The 20,086-nt window shown below is 59.1% G+C and carries 13 protein-coding genes; 8 read left to right on the top strand and 5 right to left on the bottom strand.

Going from position 1 to position 20,086, the window contains the following annotated elements; all coding sequences use genetic code 11:
• Nucleotides 1–77: 77 nt before the first annotated feature.
• Nucleotides 78–782: a GntR family transcriptional regulator gene (locus G3A56_RS18135; protein WP_082185770.1), complete on the bottom strand. Its 705-nt coding sequence runs from the start codon at nt 780–782 to the stop codon at nt 78–80.
• Nucleotides 783–882: 100 nt separating this feature from the next.
• Here G3A56_RS18135 and G3A56_RS18130 point away from each other — a divergent pair, with 100 nt between their 5' ends.
• The 5 genes from G3A56_RS18130 to G3A56_RS18110 all read left to right on the top strand — a co-directional run bounded on the left by G3A56_RS18130 (nt 883) and on the right by G3A56_RS18110 (nt 8,219).
• The gene (locus tag G3A56_RS18130; RefSeq protein WP_003500750.1) at nt 883–2,040 is read left to right on the top strand and encodes an LLM class flavin-dependent oxidoreductase; all 1,158 of its coding nucleotides are present in this window, start codon (nt 883–885) and stop codon (nt 2,038–2,040) included.
• A complete protein-coding gene (locus G3A56_RS18125; protein WP_003500752.1) occupies nt 2,040–2,933 on the top strand; it encodes an aldo/keto reductase in 894 nt (297 codons plus the stop codon). Before G3A56_RS18130 ends, G3A56_RS18125 begins: the two co-directional genes overlap by 1 nt.
• Complete coding sequence (gene smoA / locus G3A56_RS18120; protein WP_082185771.1) at nt 2,933–3,457, top strand: NADH-dependent FMN reductase SmoA; 525 nt, start codon at nt 2,933–2,935, stop codon at nt 3,455–3,457. Before G3A56_RS18125 ends, smoA begins: the two co-directional genes overlap by 1 nt.
• Nucleotides 3,458–3,696: 239 nt before the next feature.
• Entirely contained in the window at nt 3,697–7,638 is a 3,942-nt protein-coding gene (locus G3A56_RS18115; protein ID WP_082185772.1) for an autotransporter domain-containing protein, read from the top strand.
• Nucleotides 7,638–8,219, top strand: coding sequence for an invasion associated locus B family protein (locus G3A56_RS18110; RefSeq protein WP_082185773.1), 582 nt, complete (start codon nt 7,638–7,640; stop codon nt 8,217–8,219). The genes G3A56_RS18115 and G3A56_RS18110 overlap by 1 nt, the downstream gene beginning before the upstream one ends.
• Before the next feature lie 55 nt (nt 8,220–8,274).
• On the opposite strand, the gene G3A56_RS18105 is transcribed toward G3A56_RS18110, so the two are convergent.
• The 4 genes from G3A56_RS18105 to G3A56_RS18090 all read right to left on the bottom strand — a co-directional run bounded on the left by G3A56_RS18105 (nt 8,275) and on the right by G3A56_RS18090 (nt 15,897).
• The gene (locus tag G3A56_RS18105; RefSeq protein WP_082185774.1) at nt 8,275–11,415 is read right to left on the bottom strand and encodes an efflux RND transporter permease subunit; all 3,141 of its coding nucleotides are present in this window, start codon (nt 11,413–11,415) and stop codon (nt 8,275–8,277) included.
• Nucleotides 11,412–12,710 carry an efflux RND transporter periplasmic adaptor subunit gene (locus G3A56_RS18100; RefSeq protein ID WP_082185775.1) on the bottom strand — a complete coding sequence of 433 codons (1,299 nt, stop codon included), beginning with the start codon at nt 12,708–12,710 and terminating at the stop codon, nt 11,412–11,414. The genes G3A56_RS18105 and G3A56_RS18100 overlap by 4 nt, the downstream gene beginning before the upstream one ends.
• A 456-nt stretch (nt 12,711–13,166) precedes the next feature.
• On the bottom strand, nt 13,167–14,363 hold the full coding sequence (locus tag G3A56_RS18095; RefSeq protein WP_003500767.1) for a polysaccharide biosynthesis/export family protein: 1,197 nt from the start codon (nt 14,361–14,363) through the stop codon (nt 13,167–13,169).
• Between the two features lie 409 nt (nt 14,364–14,772).
• Complete coding sequence (locus G3A56_RS18090) at nt 14,773–15,897, bottom strand: glycosyltransferase family 4 protein (RefSeq protein WP_082185776.1); 1,125 nt, start codon at nt 15,895–15,897, stop codon at nt 14,773–14,775.
• A gap of 518 nt (nt 15,898–16,415) precedes the next feature.
• On the opposite strand from G3A56_RS18090, the gene G3A56_RS18085 reads away from it, so the two are divergent.
• The 3 genes from G3A56_RS18085 (at nt 16,416) to G3A56_RS18075 (ending at nt 20,085) form a co-directional block, all read left to right on the top strand.
• Entirely contained in the window at nt 16,416–17,942 is a 1,527-nt protein-coding gene (locus G3A56_RS18085) for an ABC transporter substrate-binding protein (protein WP_082185777.1), read from the top strand.
• A 326-nt stretch (nt 17,943–18,268) separates the two neighbouring features.
• Nucleotides 18,269–19,210, top strand: coding sequence for an ABC transporter permease (locus G3A56_RS18080; protein ID WP_035243569.1), 942 nt, complete (start codon nt 18,269–18,271; stop codon nt 19,208–19,210).
• Nucleotides 19,210–20,085, top strand: coding sequence for an ABC transporter permease (locus tag G3A56_RS18075; RefSeq protein ID WP_003500772.1), 876 nt, complete (start codon nt 19,210–19,212; stop codon nt 20,083–20,085). Before G3A56_RS18080 ends, G3A56_RS18075 begins: the two co-directional genes overlap by 1 nt.
• Nucleotide 20,086 lies beyond the last annotated feature (1 nt).

Genomic DNA, 20,086 nt, shown 5'->3' with positions numbered 1-20,086 from the left:
GTGCGCGACAGGCTGCTGCTTCCTTGTCTGCCGTCAAATTTCCCCATCGGCGTGGATCACGCGTATTTCTCGCAAACTCAACGTATGCGAGAAACGTATCTTGCGACCGTGTGGTCAAGCCATGTCCATGAGACTTCGGCAACGGCGCCATCCTGCGCCTGGCTCAACCGCAGCACGCGGGGTACGGGCGTGCCCGGTTTCTGGCCAAAGGGCGCAGGCGCCCATTCGGGGACTTCGCCCAGATCGATCCGGTCCTCTGCCTTGGAGATCCAGAGGTTGAGGCGTGTGCGATAGTAAAGATAGAGAGATTCCGACATGTTCTCGATGGCGATCGTGTCGACATAGGAGCCGTCCAGCCAGATTTCCTCGATAGCCGCCGGCTTTCCGGCAATGCGCCGGAGGCGGCGGATGCGATGTCCTTCCGCCGATGTGCCGAAGGCGGGCAGGGTGGATGGCTTGGCAAGGCGCGCGACATCCAGAACCTCCGCCGTCGGCAGGCCGCCGCCCTCGATCATCTCGAGGCGAAAGAAGGCATAGACGCTTTGCGGGTCGCTGACGGCGCGAATGTAATTGCCTGATCCCTGCACGCGCTCAAGGAGGCCGCGCTCCTGCAACTCCGCGAGCGATTTGCGAAGCGTGCCGACGGCAATGCCGAGATCGGCTGCCATATCGCGCTCGGGCGCGAGTTTCTCGCCGTCTATCAGTCGACCCGCCGCCACGTCGCGCACCAGCATTTCGGCGATCTGCAGATACATGGGCAGGCTGCCGCCAGTGTGTTTCATGATGCCGTTTCCTCCCCGAAACAAAAATTGATACATCATTGATTTACATATTTCTTGATGTTATGCAAGAAAAACGAGAGCGGCTTTGAGGAGGAATTGAATGACCGTCGTACCCGTAACATCCGCTGATCTCGATGCTGCCGAGGTCTCCTGGTTTTCCGCTTTGTGTTCCGATGATTACGCCTATCTCGGCGTGCCTGACGGTAGCCTGCGCTCCAGTTTCGACCATTGCTCCGACATCGTCAAAAAGGCTGAAGAACTCGGTTTCCGCAATATCCTCTGCCCCTCTTCCTACCAGGTCGGGCAGGATACGCTGAGTTTCGTCGCCGGCTGCGCGCCGATCAGCGACCGCATCAATTTCCTTGCCGCGATCCGCTGCGGCGAGATGCAGCCGATCATGCTGGCGCGCACGGTCGCCACGCTCGATCACATGCTGAAGGGTCGCCTGACGCTCAACGTCATCAGTTCCGATTTTCCCGGAGAAGTGGCCGACAGCGCGTTTCGCTACAAGCGCAGCCATGAGGTCGTGGAGATCCTGCGCCAGGCCTGGACGCGCGACACCATCGACCATGACGGTGAAATCTACCAGTTCAAGGGTGTTTCGACCGAGCCGGCGCGGCCTTATCAGCAGAATGGCGGTCCGCTGCTTTATTTCGGCGGCTATTCGCCGGATGCGCTGGAGCTTTGCGGCGCGCAATGCGACGTCTATCTGATGTGGCCCGAAACGAAGGACCAGCTGGCAGACCGCATGCGCGCCGCCAATGAGCGTGCAGCCGCCCATGGCCGCACGCTGGATTACGGTCTGCGTGTCCATATGGTGGTGCGCGATACCGAACAGGAAGCACGGGAATATGCCGAGCATCTTGTCTCGAAGCTCGATGACGAATATGGGCAACTCATCCGCAACCGCGCGCATGACAGCGGTTCGCTCGGTGTGTCGCATCAGGCGCGTGCCCGCGAACTGGCCGACAAGTTCGGTTATGTCGAACCCAACCTGTGGACCGGCATCGGCCGGGCACGGTCGGGCTGTGGCGCGGCGCTGGTCGGTTCGACCGACAAGGTCCTGTCGGCGCTGGAGGAGTACCAGAAGATGGGCATTCGTGCCTTCATTCTTTCCGGTTATCCGCATCTCGATGAGGCGGAGCACTTCGGCACCAAGGTTCTGCCGCAGATGAAAACCTGCTCCCTGCCGCATGCTTACGGCCGGGTGCCTTCTGAAACACCTGCCACGCCGCTCGGCAACGGGGAACGCCACTGATGGAACGTATCGCTCTTTCTGAAAACCTGGAACTCAGCCGCATCGTTTACGGCATGTGGCGCATCGGCGACGATGCGGACACCTCGCCCGCCCATGTGCAGGCAAAGATCGAAGCCTGCCTGGCGCAGGGCATCACCACCATGGATCAGGCCGATATCTACGGCGGATACACGGCGGAAGCCATTCTCGGCGCGGGCCTGAAGGCTGCGCCCGGACTGCGCGACAAGATCGAAATCGTCACCAAATGCGGCATCGTGGCGCCGGCTGGACGTCACGCCGCCGCCCGCGTCAAGCATTACGATACGACGGCTGGCCATATCAATGCTTCGGTCGAAGCATCCCTGCGTGACATGGGCACGGATCATGTCGATCTGCTGCTCATTCACCGGCCCGATCCGCTGATCGACGCGGAAGAAACCGGCAAGGCGCTCGATGCGCTGGTGGCGTCGGGCAAGGTCAAGGCCGTGGGCGTTTCCAATTTTCGCCCGTGGGATTTCTCGCTGCTGCAATCGGCCATGAGCAGCAGGCTCGTGACGAACCAGATCGAAATGAGCCTTCTTGCCACCGATAGCTTCACCAATGGTGATCTGGCCTTTCTGCAGGAAAAGCGCGTTTCGCCAATGGCATGGTCCCCGCTTGGCGGCGGCGCGCTATTCTCCGGTGCGCATGGTGGAACGATGGCTGCCCTGCAGCGCATTGGCAAGGAGCAGGGCGTCGATGCCACCGCCGTCGCCATCGCCTGGCTGCTGCGGCATCCCGCAAAGATCGTGCCGGTGCTCGGCACGAATAACATTCAGCGCATTAAAACGGCGGCTGATGCTCTCAGCGTCACGATCGACCGCCAGACCTGGTTTGAGCTCTACACACTTGCAACCGGAAGCGAGGTGCCGTGATGACAGTCGCAGAAGCGATCAAAATGCCCAATGAGAATGTATTTGTTCCCGGCGGCGAAAACAGCCGCAGCTTTCGCAATGCGCTCGGCGCTTTCACCACCGGCGTCACCGTGGTGACGGCAACGACGCCCGAAGGGCCGATCGGCATGACGGTCAACAGCTTCGCGTCGGTGTCGCTCGATCCGCCGCTGGTGCTGTGGTCGCCAGCAAAAAGTTCGTCCCGCTATTCGGCCTTCAGCGGTGCCACTCATTTCGCCATCCATGTGCTGAGCGCCGATCAGGACGTGCTGAGCGCCCGCTTCACCCGCAACGGCCGCGCCTTTGACGATCTGGACTGGGAAATGAATGACGAAGGCGTTCCGGTCATTCCCGGCACGCTCGCCCGTTTCGAATGCCGGCAGGCGGCCGCCCATGATGCGGGTGACCATACCATCATCGTCGGCGAAGTGCTGCGCGCAGCCCATCGCGATGGCGAACCCCTGTGTTTTTCAGGCGGTACCTTCGGCCGGTTTTCCAGGCAGTAGCAGAATATGGCCGGATTTCCCCTCCGGCCATCGATGAAAATCCTGCTATTCGAACAATCTTTTCATTTATCTCGCAGAGCGCGCCTGTCGCGCTCTGTTTTATATTTATGCGTCCGGTTAATGTGCTTTTTATGCTGTTTATACTTACAATAATCTTCCAGAGTGAGCTAATTGAATTGTCTTGAAGCGTGATTCGCCGGATCAGGACGGGGCGGAACAATGCCGGTAGAGGAGCTTGAATGTCCGGTTGGTTCTGTCGTGTTTCTGAAGGGAAAAATCCGCACAAGTCCGGCGTGAAGGCAATGGCCGTTTCCCTGAGCTCTTCAGCCGGCTCGACGAGCCTCTTTGCTCTCATATTTTCCGCCGCGCTAACGTCGTCCGCCGCAGCGGAAACCATCCTCTGGCTCGGGTCTCCAACGGGCGACTGGTTCTCCGCCTCCAATTGGTATGGATATTTACGTGTCCCCGGAACAAACGATACAGCCAACATTAATTCTGTGGGTCCGACAATTGCAGCTGGAACAAGCACCGACATCTATGGCCTTTCCCTCGGGATCAACTCTGAGGGAACGATGTCCGTCAATGGTTATTTGTCGACAGTCTACGGCAGCTTCGGCGAAGCTGTTGGCGCGACCGGGAAGCTGAATTTTTCCGGGGGAACATGGACGAATACCAGCCATATATCCGTAGGTGGAAGTGGCATCGGTGAACTCTATCTCAGTGGAAGCTCGGCCACCTCATCCGGACATATTTATGTAGGCAAGGATGGCACGGGATACGGCACGGTCAAGCTGGACAACTCGTCCCGTTTTGAGAATTCAGGCACTTTTTTTGTCGGAAATTACGGTTTCGGGTCGCTGGAGGTGTTGGGCGCGAGTGTTTTTGAAACCGGCGGGCTGGTCGTCGGTAACGGAGCCGGCTCGATCGGTACCGTGGCCGTGGAGGGAGCACGCAGCAGCCTGACGGCGTCTCAAGACATGGTCGTTGGCGGGGCCGGTATTGGCACCCTTACAATCACCGCCGGTGGAGCGGTCACGAGCAAGGCCAACACCGTCATCGGCAATCTGTCGTCGGGCGGGCTTAGCATAGATGGCGCCGGTTCGCGGCTGGAAACCCAGGGCACCCTCATCGTCGGCAATGAGGGTGGTGCAACCATGTCCGTCGGTACGGCGGCGATCGTAACCAGCGGCACCGTGATCATTGGCCGCCATTCGTCAGGGATGGTCGAGGTGACCGGTGGTGACACACGATGGACCACCGGCAACTTGCAGATTGGTGGCGATGCTGCGGCGAATACCGCGGGAGGCATCTGCCGCGGTACGCTGAATGTCACGACGGGCGGCAAGATGGAAAGTGTGTCAGCACGTCTCGGCAATTCTGCGGGTGCGACGGGCGATGTCACCGTGGATGGTGCTGGCTCTGTATGGACGGTTGGAAGCGGAAATCTCGACGTGGGCGTTGACGGGACCGGCTCGGTGACGGTGACCGGCGGCGGGCTCGTAGGATCGACCGATACGGTTCTTGGCGTGAATGCCGGCGGCTCCGGCTCCATCAGCATTTCCGGTTCCGGAAGCGCCTTGCGCAATTCAGGAGATCTCTATGTCGGTAGTGCCGGTCAAGCTTCGTTGCAGATCGCTGCCAGTGGCTCGGTCAGCAGCAATACCGGATATGTCGCGACGCTTTCCGGTTCGCGATCTTCCGTGACCGTTGCCGGTGGCGGGTCGAAGTGGACGATCGCCAATGCACTTGTGATCGGGTATCAGAACGACGCTCAAGGAGAGGTCGCGGTCGACGCCGGTGGAGGCATTCAGGCAAAGCAGGTGACCTTGGGTGAGCTTGCCGGCTCCTCCGGCAAATTGGCGATCGATGGGACCGGCTCGAATGTTGCGGTCGAAGTCGAGAATAGTCTTGCCTCTTCAGGTTCCATGACCATCGGCCGCTATGGCTCCGGCTACGTGACAGTGCAGGGTGGGGCCTCCCTGGAGGCCAATCGGCTTTTCCTCGGGACGGAGGCAGGTTCTGACGGCACCTTGCAGGTCAGTGGGGCGGGCTCAAAAGTGGAAGTCGCCACCACCCTCGTCATTGGCGGCAGCGGCGCCGGCGTTGTGGAGGTTACAGGCGGCGCTTCTCTTGCCGCGGCAACCATTTTCATAGCATCGTCCGGCGGCTCTACCGGTGTGCTGAATATCGGCGCCGCCACGGGGCAGATGGCGCGTTCGGCTGGAGAGTTGGAGGCTGAGGCGATTGCCTTTGGTTCCGGCAATGGCAGCATCGTTCTGAACCATTCGGAAAGCAATTACGAGCTTTCCGCGAATATCTCGGGCGCCGGGCGCATTGACGCGGAAAACGGCATCACCACACTCAGCGGCAATAACAGCTATTCCGGCGGCACAACGATTTCAGCCGGCACGCTGAAGGGAACTGCCACCAGTTTCGGCTCGGGCGGGATCGCCAACAATGCATCGCTGGTGGTGGATGGCGCGGGTACGCTTTCGAATGCCATCAGCGGTTCCGGCTCGCTGGAAAAAACCGGCAACGGTAATCTGATTTTGACGGGCGACAGCAGCTATACCGGAACGACCGAGGTTTCCTCCGGCAAGCTCAGTGTCAACGGCTCGCTTGCAAGTGTGATTTCCGTGGCTGACGGCGCGACGCTCGGCGGGTCCGGCACAATTGGCGGCGCGACAGTTCGTTCGGGCGGCACGTTCGCGCCTGGCAATTCTATCGGCACGCTGACCTCCATGGGCAATGTCACATTTGCGGATGCTTCGACCTATGCGGTTGAAATTGACAGCTTCGGCAATTCGGACAGGCTCGCGGTGACCGGAACGGTGACCATTGCCAATGACGTCAATCTTGTCATTACCCCTTCAACAGGAAGCCTGAATTTTGCTTTCGGTGCGAAATATCTGATCTTGACGGCAACAGGCGGTGTAACCGGGGCATTTTCCGACGTGGTCGGAAATCTTGACTATCTGAAGACCGCTGTCACGAAAAGCACCGACAACAATACAGTCTATCTCCTGATGAAGCGTCAATCTTTTGGGCCGGGATCCTTCGCCGCATCAACGTCGACGGTAAATGCGCGTTCCGCTGCCAATGCGGTCGAGGCTGCGGGTGAGGGATCGGCGCTTTACGACGCGGCCTTCTATCTCCAGCTTGACGAGACGCAATCGGCATTTTCGCAGCTTGCTGGTGAACTGCATCCGTCGCTGGCCATGGCCTTGATAAACCGCAGCCAGTTGACCCGCGATGTCATTCTCGGCAGGCTGCGCAGCGCCTTCGGCGGTGTTGATGGGCGTCCTATCCTGCCCGACGCGGGCGTGGCAGCTGCATCCGACCCGCTGAATATCGATGAAGGCCTCACCTTCTGGTCCAATGGCTTCGGGTCTCGTGGTCGCATCGATCGCGACGGCAACGGCGCGTCGGCGGACATGAAGGGCGGGGGCGTTCTTTTCGGCCTTGATGGCGACTGGGGTGAGGGCTGGCGCGCCGGTGTCGCTGCGGGTTACGGCCGCGACGCTATCGAGCAGAAATCCCTGTCGGCTTCGGCGGATATGGACAGCTATTATGTGTCCGCCTATGCGGGAGGGGCCATCGGCCCCGCCTCCCTGCGGCTCGGTGCGATCCACGCGTTCCAGGATGTCGAAACCCGTCGGGCGATTTCCTTTTCGACGCTGAAGGAAAACCTCACCGCCAGCTATGATGCCTCCACCACCCAGGTCTTTGCTGAAGCCGCCTGGCGTTTCGATCTCGATATCACCCGGATCGAGCCCTACGCCAATATCAGCTACGTGAACACGCGAACGGATGCATTTAGCGAGAAGGGTGGCATCGCCGCGGTTTCTTCCGGATCCGCCAGCCGTGATCAACTCTATACGACGCTTGGCACACGCATCAGCCGCGACATTGCGTTTGAGGGCACGTTTGGGCAGGCAATGTTCGATATAGGCTGGCGCCATGCCTATGGTGATTCAAGCATGGAAAGTGCGTTGTTTTATGTGGGCGGCAGTGCTTTTACAGTCGCAAGCACCGCGACGTCGCGCGACGTCGCATTGCTCAATCTGGGGCTTCGCTACGATCTCAATCCCTCCGCTACCCTGACATTCCGTTATGGCGCAGTCTTTGGAGCGGATTTGCTGGATCAAACGGCCTCTGCCGAATTGGGGGTTCGTTTCTGATGAAGCGTGGTCAAAACAGATTGTGGACAGTGGTTTTCGCCGTTCTCCTGTCCGCGGGTGCGGCGGCAGGTGTCGCGCGGGCGCAAGAGGCGGCGAAGGCTGCCGTATCACTGCACGAGGTTTACGGAAGCTGGCAGATTGCCTGCGCGGCGCCGGCGAAGAAAGAGGGTGGCGACCCGAATACCGCGGCGGCGGAAGGCGCAAAATCGCTTTGCGCCATCGCGCAGGTTCAGCTTGAGGAAAAGACGCGCAAGCTGGTCGTCTCCGCCGAATTCCGGCTTGATGATGTCGCCAGGCAGGACAAGCTCTCAGGCACCTTCGTCATGCCTTTCGGGCTTGCCGTCACAAAGCTGTTTTCGGTGAAATCGGGAAATGTGCGGTTGCAGGAAGTGCAGGTCAGCACCTGCCTGCCGGTGGGCTGCATCGTTACCTTCACGCCCTTTGTCGAGCTTGTTTCGGCGCTGAAGGCCGGCAAGACCCTGACAGTCGAGGCCCCTGATCTGCAAGGCCGCACGGTTTCTTTTCAGCTTCAGGCGGAAGGTTTTTCCGAGGCGCTCAAGCGCCTCGAAAGTCTGCGTTGAAAAAAGCAGGTCCGGTCTAAACGGAATCCCTTTTACGCACTTCTACTGGAATGCGTTACGCGGCAACGGAATCCGGCTCGCTTGCCCCTTCCGGCTTTTGTGGTTCCGCGTGCGTTCCAGCCGTTTTCTTGCGCGAAAATAGCCCGGTGAGGAAGTGACCAAACCGGTCCATTTCCACGAAGATGACCGGGGTGATGAACAGCGTCAGCAATTGCGAGACAATGAGCCCGCCGACCACCGCGACACCGAGCGGCTGGCGCAGTTCGGAGCTTGCGCCTGAGCCGAGCGCGATGGGCAGGGCGCCGAGCAAAGCACAGAACGTCGTCATCATGATCGGCCGGAAACGGCGCACGCAGGCCTCGTGAATGGCGCGGGCGGGCGGCTCCGCCTGTTCGCGGATCAGTTCCACCGCCACGTCGATCATCATGATCGCATTTTTCTTGACGATGCCGATCAGCATCAGCAGGCCGATCAGCGCGATGATCGAGAAATCCATGCCCATGACCTTCAGCGCCACCAGCGCGCCGAAGGCCGCCGCCGGCAGACCGGACAGGATGGTCAGCGGGTGGATGAAGCTTTCGTAGAGTACGCCGAGAACCACATAGATGGTCAGCACCGCCGCCAGAATGAGGATGCCGGTATTGCCCTGGCTCTGCTGGAAGATGGCTGCCGTGCCGCCATAGCTGGTGAACACGTCCTGCGGCAGGCCTATCGTGCTTTTGATCTCGTTGATCCGGTTCGTGGCATCGGAAAGCGCCACGCCATCCGGCAGGTTGAAGGAAATCGTGGTGGAGACGAGCTGACCCGTCTGGTTGATGGTAACAGGCGCCTGTGCGCGGGTGAGCGCAGCGAAGTTGGAAAGCGGAACAAGCACACCGGATTTGGCGGAGAGGATATTGATATCGCTCAGGAAGTTGTCGTCCCACTGTTTGGAGCTGTCGAACTCCACGATCACGTCATAACTGTCGCCGGTCGACTGGATCTGCGCCGCCGTATAACCGCCAAATGACATTTCCAGCGTCTTGCGCAATTGATCGTTGGTGATGCCGAAGGCTGCGGCCTTTTCCGGATCGACCGAGATCGTCGCGGCGATCGCACCATTCTGGGCGTCGGAGGTGACGGCGGTGAATGTCCGGTCGCGCCGCATTGCCTCCATCAGCTTGTTCGACCATTCATTGGTGGTATCGGCATTCAGGCCCTGAACGACGAGCTGATACTGGCTGGCGGAACTGCGCCCGCCGAAACGCAGGCTCTGCTGCGGATTGATATAGGTGCGGATGCCGGCGACTTTCGATGTGGCCTGCCCCAGTTCGCTCAGCACCTGGCTGAGCGGCGCGCGTTCTTCCTTGGGCTTCAGTTCAACGAACATCGAACCGTTGTTCAGCGGATTGCGGGAATTGCCACCGACGATGGAGGTGACATGCACCACGGCCGGGTTCTTGCGGATTTGATCGGCAACCTGCGCCTGGAGATCGCGCATCGCGGTGTAGGAAATATCCTCGCGCGCCTGCGTTGACACGGAAAGGCGGCCAATATCTTCCTGCGGGAAGAAGCTGGAAGGCAGCGTTTCGAACAGATAGAGCGAGGCGGCAATCGAGGCCAGAAACGCGCCCAGAACCACGCGGCGGTGCGTGAGGCACCAGCCGACCGCCTTGCCATAATGGTGAAGCGTGCGCTCGAAACCGGCATCGAACCAGCGGATGATGGCTGGAGGTCTGGAAGACTGGCCGGAAAGGCGCGATGCGAGCATCGGTGTGACTGTCAGCGACACAAGTGCAGACGCCATGATCGCGAGCGTGACGACCATGCCGAATTCGTTGAAGAGCCTGCCGATCACCCCGCCCATCAACAGAATGGGAATGAACACGGCCACCAGCGAGACGGACATGGACAGGATGGTATTGCTGACTTCCGCCGCGCCCTGAAGCGCCGCCTCCCGCATTGTCAGGCCCTTTTCGTGCAGGCGCAGGATATTCTCAAGCATGACGATCGCATCGTCCACCACAAGCCCGACCGACAATGTCAGCCCGAGCAGCGAGATGTTGTCGATACTGTAGCCGAGGACATACATCGCGCCGAAGGCGGTGATCAGCGACAACGGCACGGCAAGGCCCGGAATGATGGTCGCCGTCAGATGTCCGGTGAAAAGATAGATGACCGCAACCACCAGCCCGATGGTGAGGAACAGCGTGAACTGAACGTCGGAGATCGCATCGTTGATCGCTGTCGAGGCGTCGTTCATGACGTTGATATTGACCGAGGGCGGCAATTGCTGGCGAAGCGCCGGCAGTTTTGCCCTGATCGCGTCCACTACATCGACGGTGTTGGCGTCCGGCTGGCGCTGCACGGCGAGCACGATGGCCTGTTCGCCATCGAACCAGCTGCCGGCATCGGTGTTATCGATACTGTCCGTCACATTGGCGATATCGCCGAGATGAATGGGCGCGCCGTTATTCGTGGACACGACCAGCGTCCGGAAGGCCGCCGCATCGGTGCGCTGGGTATCGGCCTCGATCGTCAGGCGCTGATTGTCGTTCTGCAAGGCGCCGACAGGCACCTGGTTATTCGCCTGTGCGATGGCGTTTGTGACGGTATCGACGCCAAGCCCCCTTGCCTGAAGCTGCGCCGGATCGAGGCCGATGCGCACCGCATAGGTCTGTGCGCCGTAGATGCTCACCTGTGCGACGCCGGAGATGGTCGACAGAAGCGGCGAGATGATATTCTCGGCGATTTCATCCACCTTGCTGGTAGGCATTTCCTTGCTGTTGACGGCAAGCAACAGGACCGGCGCATCGGCGGGGTTGGTCTTGCGGTAGCTCGGCGTCGTCGTCATGTTGCTTGGCAATTGCCGCTGCGCACGGGAAATCGCGGCCTGCACATCGGCGGCCGCCGCGTCGATATCGCGGTTGAGATCGAATTGCAGAACGATCGAGCTGTTGCCGAGCGTGTTGGTGGCGCTGATTTCGCTGACGCCCGGAATGGTTTCGAACTGCTTGACCAGCGGCGTGGTGACGGAGGTTGCCATTGTCTGCGGCGATGCGCCCGACAGCGACGACGAGACGCTGATCGTCGGAAAATCGACTTTCGGCAGGGCGGCGACCGGCAGCAGGCTGAAACCGGCAAGCCCGGCCAGCACGAGGCCTATGGCAAGAAGGGTGGTGGCGACGGGCCGGTTGATGCAGAAATTCGCGATCATGGGGTGCCAACCTTTTCCGGCGTAACATTGGCGGCCAGATTGCCGGCCGCGCCGCCCTTGTCGGAGAACTGCTCAACGACCTGCTGACCGTCGGTGAGTTCAGACTGGCCTTCGATGATCACGTGCTCGCCGCCGGTGAGGCCGCTTGCAATGGCGGTGAAATCACCGTTCGAGCGGGCGACTTCCACGGTCGTCATGTGAACACGATGATTGTCATCGACGGTATAAACAAAACTACCCTTCGGCCCTGGCCGAACGGCGACCGTCGGTACAACGATCATCTCCTCGTTCGAGACGAAGTGGGTCGTGACATTGACGGATTGACCCGGCCACAAAAGACCGCGCTCGTTCTCGAATTCCGCCTTCGCCAGGACGGTGCCGGAGGTCTGGTCGACAATGTTGTCGTAAAAACGCAGGACGCCGGATATGGCCTCGCCGCCGGTTGCAGCGGGATCGACGTCGACGGTCGTGTCCTTCTCTACGCCCTCACGCAATTGCGGCAGGTAGCGCTGGGACAGGCGGAAACTGACGAAGATGGGATCGTATTTCGTGATCGTCACGATATTCACGCCAGCGCTGAGATAAGCGCCCGGGCTGACGCTGATATCCCCCAGCCGCCCGTCAAAGGGCGCACGGATTTCCATGTTTTCGAGCGTAACCTGATCGGATGCAAGCGCGGCGCGGTCGGCGTCGGTCTTGGCGCTGGCGGAATCCCGTGCTGCCTTGGCCTGATCCAGCACCTGCTGGGCCTCGGCATTTTGCTTGACCAGATTGGCGGCGCGCTGGAAAGCCGCCTCGGCCTGATCCAGCGTTGCCTGATCCGCCGCAATGTTTGCCTTGTCCTTGTCGACGGCGGCGCGGGCAATACGGTCGTCCATTTTGAGGATCAAATCGCCAGCCTTGATATGCTGGCCGTCTTTTGCGGATATTTCCGTGACGAGACCGGCCTGAAGCGGAGCTATATTGGTAATGTCGGCCGCAACCGCCCAGCCAGTTGCGGCTGCATCCATCGGCAATGTCGCTTTGCCGGCAGCGACGGTGCTGACCGTGGGTGGGCCGCCATTGCGCCTTCCGCCACCCTGCCTCTGACCTTGCTGCGGCGCAGACTGGCCGTTTTGTGAGGGCTGCGTCGTCGCTCCGGCGGGCGCTTTGGCCGTCGTCGTTTCCGCCTGTGGTGAAACGCTGGCGAATTGTTTGAGATAGGGGATTTGGTCGAGCGGCAGGCGATCCTTGAAATACCACGCGCCGACGGCTGCGATGGCAAGGACGCTGAGGGCGGTCCAGAAACGTTTCATCTGACGGTTCCGCTTATGAGAGCGATACATGTTTACCGAACATGTGCGGCAAGCCTTGGGAGCAGCTTTTCCCCACAAGACACCCAATGCGCTGCGAAAGCACCTTAAACTTTTGTAATGGCGACGACAACGTCAGCTGGCATATCGCCTTGCGATGCAAGGCATATGGCGGCTTTCCGCATATGTTCGCCGCTGGGTTCAATGCAAGGCGGCTGAGGGTCTACGCCCCGGCTTCGATATGGAAGAGCGCGTTGATTTCCGCAAATCGCGATGGAAAGTAGGAAGAAAACCAGTCGCGCTTGGTGAGTAACTTGAACCACAGACTGGTTCTCCAACCATGCTCGGCCTGTCGGCATCTGAAGCACACCGGGCTCGCTTGCCCCTTTGGTTCCGACCAAACGAAAAAGCCGCCTCGTTTCAGAGGCGGCCTTGATGCGAGCGGTAAGATGTCGAGCGTCAGAAAGCCCGGATGGCGTTGCGTGTCGAGAGTACGTCCTCGGCGACATTGCCCGTCGTTGCGGGAACGGAGCCAACGAGATCCAGGAACTTATAAAGTTCGGTGGCCTGCGAATTCGTGACGTAGATGATGTCGCGATCCTGCATCGGGAACTTCGTGCTGGCGAAGAAGGTCGAGGGATCGCGAAGGTTGGCACGGAATATGACCGGAATTTCCTGGCCCGGGAATTTGGAGGTATCGATGCCGAGCTTCACGAGAAGATCGCGTCTGACGATACGATAAATATAGACCTGAGCGGGGTCCGCGCGGGAATCGAGCAATCCACCGGCCTTGCCAAGTGCATCCGACAGTTTGAGATCGGCGTCCTCGAACTCGAAACGTCCGTTGAGGCCGGAAGCGCCGAAGGCCAGATAGGTGCGGCGCTCACGCTCCACCATGATCGTGTCGCCCGGAACCACATAGATGTTCTCGGTGGGCGTGCTGACGAGATGATTGTAGTTGACGCGCGCAGTCTTTCCGCGACGGATCAGCGTAACGTAGGACTCGATATTCGGGGCGCTGAGGCCCTTTGCATAGGAGATGACGTCGAGAACGCGATCACCCGCTTCCGAAAGCTGGACCTTCGTGGGCTCCTTCACGTCGCCAAGCACGGAGGCCTGGGCGGAACGGCTGGAAATCTTGGTGATGAGAACTTGTGGTTCGATGGCGCGGTTGGCCAGCCGTTCTTCGATTTCGCTCTGAACGTCCTCGACATTGCGACCCGTCGCGCGGATCTTGCCGGCGTAGGGAACGCTGATATTGCCCTCCCGGTCCACCGTCTGGTTTGGCAGGCTGATATAATTGCCGGGACGGCTGCCTGCGTCGGCGGGAATGAAGAGGCCACCCGCCTGGCTTTCGAAGATCGCGACCTGCACCACGTCGCCGACACCCATCGGCAGCGCCGGAACGCCACCCTTGCCGCCGCCGAAGCTGCCGAGCAGGGTACTGGTGGTGGTATCGCCGACATAGTTCAGGACGGAGCTGTTCACATCGATGAGCGCGTAGTCGACGCCTGCGGTCTTCTTCTTGTCCTTGGTGCCGAACTTTACGGAAGCGTTGGATTCGATTGTCGCCGCATCAGGCCCTGATGCCGCAGTGACCGTGCAGCCTGCCAGTGCTGCAGAGGCAAGCAGAATCGAAACATTCAATAAACGCATTTGGTCCTCAAAATGAATTTTGTCCGAAAAGGAAATGACCCGGACGTCGGTATAATTTATAAAATAAGCACTTCATAAAGGATGCCGATAAAGGAAACCCTAATCGGCATTACATTCGTTCAGCAGAATCGCGTTCCGCAATATTGACGCTTTTATCAGGCATATGCCCAATTTCAGGCGCTGCTTCAAGTTCATTCAAAGTTCAAATGCGCCACCAAAGCCGGCACAACGCTCAATATCTCGCGTACCCGAATGGTGTGAGTTTTAGCCAGCCAGACGCCATAATCTCTTTGATTGCTGCAATGCGCTAGTGCAGTTTTGTCACGCTTGCGGGGTTTCTTTGGCGATTGATTCAAAGTATTGGTTAATCAATTGTTTTGCCAACATCTTTTATAATGCTGCTCCCTCATCAGGCCCGTGCTGCCAGCGCAAAATTCACGGTATCGGCAAATTCCCGCAGAAAACGTTCGCGGGAGAAGCGGGCGGCGTTGTCGATGCAGGCGTTCTTGTCGAAACGGTCGGAATTGTCGACGAATTCCTGGACGGCGGCGCAGATGGCCTCGGGGGTCTGTTCGCCGAAATAGAGGCCGGTCGGCTGGTTTGAGGCGCCGAGCGGAATGACGGTTTCCAGCACGCCGCCTTTGCCATAGGCGATGACCGGTGTGCCGAGCGCCTGGGATTCGACCGGCACGATGCCGAAATCGTCTTCCGCGGCGAAGACGAAGGCCTTGGCTTCCGCCATGTATTTGTGAAGTTCTTCATTGCCGACAAAGCCGAGGATTTCGACGTTGGGCGTGGCGATTTCACGGATGCGTTTCATGTCCGGGCCATCGCCGATGACGACCAGCCGACGTTCCGGCATCTTCGCAAAGGCTTCAACGATCAGATGCACCTTCTTGTATGGCACCAAACGTGAGGCGGTGACGAAATAATCGCCTTTCCAGTCGGAAGGGGAGAGATGGGAGGTGTCCACCGGCGGATAGATCACGGTAGAATCGCGCCCGTAACATTTGCGCACGCGGCTGCGAATGAATTTGGAATTGACCGTCATCAGGTCGACGCCGTGCGAGGTGCGAATGTCCCACATGCGGATGTAGTGCAGGATCGCGCGCGCGATCCATGAAGCGAACCCGCGATTGAGCCTGGTTTCCTTCAGATACTGGTGCTGGAGATCCCACGCATACCGGATGGGGCTGTGAATGTAAGAGACATGAAACTGGCCAGGGCCGGTGATGACGCCCTTGGCGACGGCATAACTTGAGGAAATCACCAGATCGTAGCCGCTCAGATCGAATTGCTCGATGGCGATCGGCATCAGCGGCAGATAGGAGCGATATTTTTTCCGGGCGAAAGGCATTTTCTGAATGAAGGAGGTGTTGACCGGGCGGCCGCCGAGGAACCCTCGGTCGCGCTCGCTCATAAAATCGACGAGGCAAAAGAGATCCGCGTGAGGATAAATTTCAAGAAGGTTGTGAAGCACTTTTTCGGCGCCACCTCTGTCGGTGAGCCAGTCATGCACGATTGCCGTCTTCATGATTTCCTCAATAATTTCAACGTAATAAAAATTTATAATCCGCCCTGGAATAAAGCTCGGCGGTGTAGAATATCAGGTCGGTCTGCAGCCCTTAAAAACACGGCTGGTGGAGGCAAATGACGTAACGATTAATAGGAAAGTGAGGGTATGTCTGGCGTAATCTGGTGTTGGTATAATCCTCAATAGCACTTTGTTCGCAGATGCGAAATATCCAACCTGCTTAATTCGCTTCCTCGGTTTCCCGGCCGAAGGCCAGCCGCGCCCCTTCCTGCAGCGATATTGATACCTGTCGATGGCCGGAAGCCGCGCCTTTTTGGGCTGAAACCTCGATTTTTCTGGCTTCACGCTTTGTTTTCGTCTCCGCCGAATCTGCCTTCCCATTTTGTCCAGCCAATGAATTCCGTCATCCCGCGGCAAGGTCATTGACAAGGCGTCTTATCGAGATATTCTGTTATAAAGATGCATATAACATAATAATGGAATACGTAAGGTTGGAACTAAGAGCTGGGAGCTTAACAATGAGACGTAAACTTGCATTTCTCGCCACCGCCGCTTTGTTGCTTGCGCCGGGTGTGATGATGGCTCAGGAAAAGGGCGGCGTCATCAACGTCGCCACGATCGGCGAGCCGCCGACGCTCGATCCGATGGCCTCGACGGCCGATCTCGTCGGCATCGTCACGCAGCATATTTTCGAAACGCTCTACACCTTTGACAAGGGCTGGAAGGTGACCCCGCTTCTAGCGGAAAGCCTGCCTGAAATCAGTGCTGATGGTAAAACCTACACGATCAAGCTGCGTCAGGGCGTCAAGTTCCATGACGGCAGCGACATGACCTCCGAAGATGTCGTCGCCTCGCTTGGCCGCTGGATGAAGATCGCCTCGCGCGGCAAGCAGGCCGCAGGGTTCATCGAGAATATCTCCGCACCGGATGCAGGGACGGTGGCGGTCACCCTCAAGCAGCCCTATGCGCCGCTGACCTCGCTGCTCGCCTTCAACAATTCGGCGGCGATCATCCTGCCGGCTGAAAAGCAGGCGGAGCCGATGGCGGAATTCATCGGCACCGGTCCCTACATGCTGAAGGAGCGCAAGGCCGACCAGTATATCCAGCTCGTCCGCTTCGACGGCTACAAGTCCCGCGATGGCGAAAGCGACGGTTACGGTGGCGCACGCCATCAATATCTCGATGAAATTCGCTTCGTTCCGGTGCCTGATCCGAATACCCGTGTCGAGGCCGCCGTTTCCGGCCAGTATGACTATGTCGATTCCATTCCGGTCGAATCTTTCGACAAGGTGAAGTCTTCGTCGGCGTCGCAGCCGCTGATGCTGAAACCTTTCGGTTTCCCGGTCTTCGTGTTCAACACCAAGGAGGGACTGTCTTCCAAGCTTGAAGTGCGCAAGGCGATAACCGAGGCGCTGAACATGGAAGACATGCTGGCAGCCGCTTTCGGTAGCAAGGATTTTTACGCGCTTGACGGCGCCTATTATCCCGACAATTTCTCCTGGCACACGGAAGACGGCGTCGAGGGCAATTACAATGTCGGCAATCCGGAAGCTGCTGCGGAAAAGCTCAAGGCGGCCGGTTATAATGGTGAGCCGCTGCGCATCCTCACCAGCCGCCAATATGAGTTCCACTACAAGATGGCGCAGGTCGCTGCGGAATATCTGAAGCTTGCCGGCTTCAAGGTGGATATGCAGGTGGTGGACTGGGCGACGCTGACGCAGCGCCGCGCCGACCCGAAGCTCTGGGACATCTATATCAGCCACAGCCCTTTCCTGCCGGAACCGGCGCTGATGGGCGCGCTGTCCACCAGCTCGCCGGGCTGGTGGGACACGCCGGCGCGCAAGGCGGCGGTTGATGCCTTCACCTCCGAAGCCGATCCGGACAAGCGTATCGCGCTCTGGGCCAATGTGCAGAAGACGATCTATGCCGAGCTGCCGCTCATCAAGATCGGTGATTTCAACGCCGTGGCGGCCAAGTCCAACAAGCTGGAAGGCGTCGATCCGGCTCCCTGGCCGTATTTCTGGAACGCCTCGGTTACGAAGTAAGGCCGGTTTGGCAATCGAGTGCCGGGTACTGCATCCGGCACTTCCGTCGCCACGGACCTCCTGTCCTTGCCGCGTCTCCATCCTCGTCCCTGTGCTTGTCACAGGGATCCAGCCAGCCCAAGTCCTCGGGCTGGGAGGAGTCGTTCCGCCGCGCAGACACGCGTCGGCTGGATTCCTGTGACAAGCACAGGAATGAGGGGAGTATCAAGCAGACGCGGAAGGTCCGAATTTTTACGACCATAAGTGCCGGAATTGTCGGCACTTATCGACAACTCTATTCAACCGTCGCTGGTCGCGGCTCATCACGCGCTTTGGAGCTTTTATTCTTGATACGGTATATTTTCCAGAGACTTGCCGGAATGATCGTGGTGATGTTCCTCGTCGTCACCATCGTTTTCGTCATCCTGCGCGTCACGCCCGGAGATCCGGCTGCGGTGATGCTGGGGCCGGATGCCTCGGCGCAGGACATAACGGAGCTGCGCACCCGGCTCGGTCTCGATCAGTCGCTTGGCGTGCAATATGTCTATTATATCGGGCAATTGCTGAAGGGCGATCTCGGCCAGTCGATCTTTCTCAACATGCCGGTCGGCGCAGCACTTCTGGATCGGGCGGAACCGACCTTCTTCCTGACGATCTTTTCGCTGCTGATCGCCAGTGCCATCGCGCTTCCCATCGGCATTTATGCCGCTTACCGGCGCGGTTCCTTCGTGGATCAGGCCGCCACCACCATTGCGATGCTGGCGGCGAGCATTCCAAGCTTCTGGCTCGGCCTCATCCTCATGCAGTTCTTCGCCGTCCGGCTCGATATGTTCCCGGTCTCGGGATATGGAGGTCCAGGCGCAAGCTTCCTCGAGCGCATGTATCACCTGACCTTGCCGGCAATCGCGCTCGGCCTCGTTTCCTCGGCCCTCATTTTGCGTTTCACCCGCGCCTCGATGCTGGATGTTCTCGGCGACGATTATGTCCGCACCGCCAGAGCCAAGGGTGTCAAGGAGCGGCGGGTGGTGATGAAACATGCGCTGAAGAATGCGCTCATTCCCATCCTGACCGTGCTTGGTCTCACCGCCGCCGTACTGATTTCCGGCGCGGTCGTCACGGAAACCGTCTTCGGCCTGCCCGGCATCGGCAATCTTGTCGTGTCGGCCGTGTTGCGACGCGATTATCCGGTCATTCAGGGCGCGCTTCTCGTCATCGCCGGGCTTTACGTGCTCATCAATTTTGCCATCGACATGCTGTATCTGCTGGTCGATCCGAGGGTTCGTTACTGATGGCCGATATCACCTCCACCGCCCAGCCGGCGCGCAACCCGACCGTCCTGTTCATTCGGCGTCTCCTGAAGCGCAAGACGGTCGCCGCCGGTCTGATCGTGCTGCTTGTTTTCGTGCTGCTTGCCGTTTTCGCACCGATGATCGCGCCTTATTCGCCGTCGAAACTGTCGATCGTGAACCGTCTGAAGCCGCCGAGCGAACTCTACTGGTTCGGCACCGACGAATTCGGCCGCGACGTCTTTTCCCGCACCATCTTTGCCGGAAGGCTATCGCTTCTCGTTGGGGCCGCCGTGGTGGCGCTCTCGGCGTTGATCGGCATCACGCTCGGCCTGCTTGCCGGTTTCTTCCAGAAGCTGGATACGCCGATCGCGCGGTTGATCGATGCCATGATGGCGTTTCCGGATATTCTGCTGGCTATCGCGCTGGTGGCCGCGCTCGGCCCGTCGCTGACGACTGTCATCATCGCACTTGCCGTCGTTTACTCACCGCGTCTTGCCCGCATCGTGCGCGCTTCGACGCTGGTGATCCGGGAACTGCCCTATGTGGAAGCGGCCAAGGCGCTCGGCATCTCCACCTTCCACATCATGACGCGGCATGTGCTGCGCAATCTGATCTCGCCAATCCTCGTGCAATGCACCTTCCTTTTCGCCAGCGCCATGCTGGCCGAGGCTGGGCTTTCATTCCTGGGGCTTGGTGTCAGCCCCGAAATTCCGACCTGGGGAACCATGATCTCCGCCGGCCGCCAATATATCGGCCAAGCGGACTGGATGACCTATTTCCCCGGCTTTGCCATCATTCTTTCCGTGCTCTCGCTGCAAATGGTCGGCGATGGGCTGCGGGACATGCTCGACCCAAGACTGCGAAGGGATTTGTAAT

Source organism: Rhizobium oryzihabitans (assembly GCF_010669145.1).
Taxonomy (GTDB): domain Bacteria; phylum Pseudomonadota; class Alphaproteobacteria; order Rhizobiales; family Rhizobiaceae; genus Agrobacterium; species Agrobacterium oryzihabitans.
This window is presented reverse-complemented; position numbering and strand designations above follow the sequence as displayed.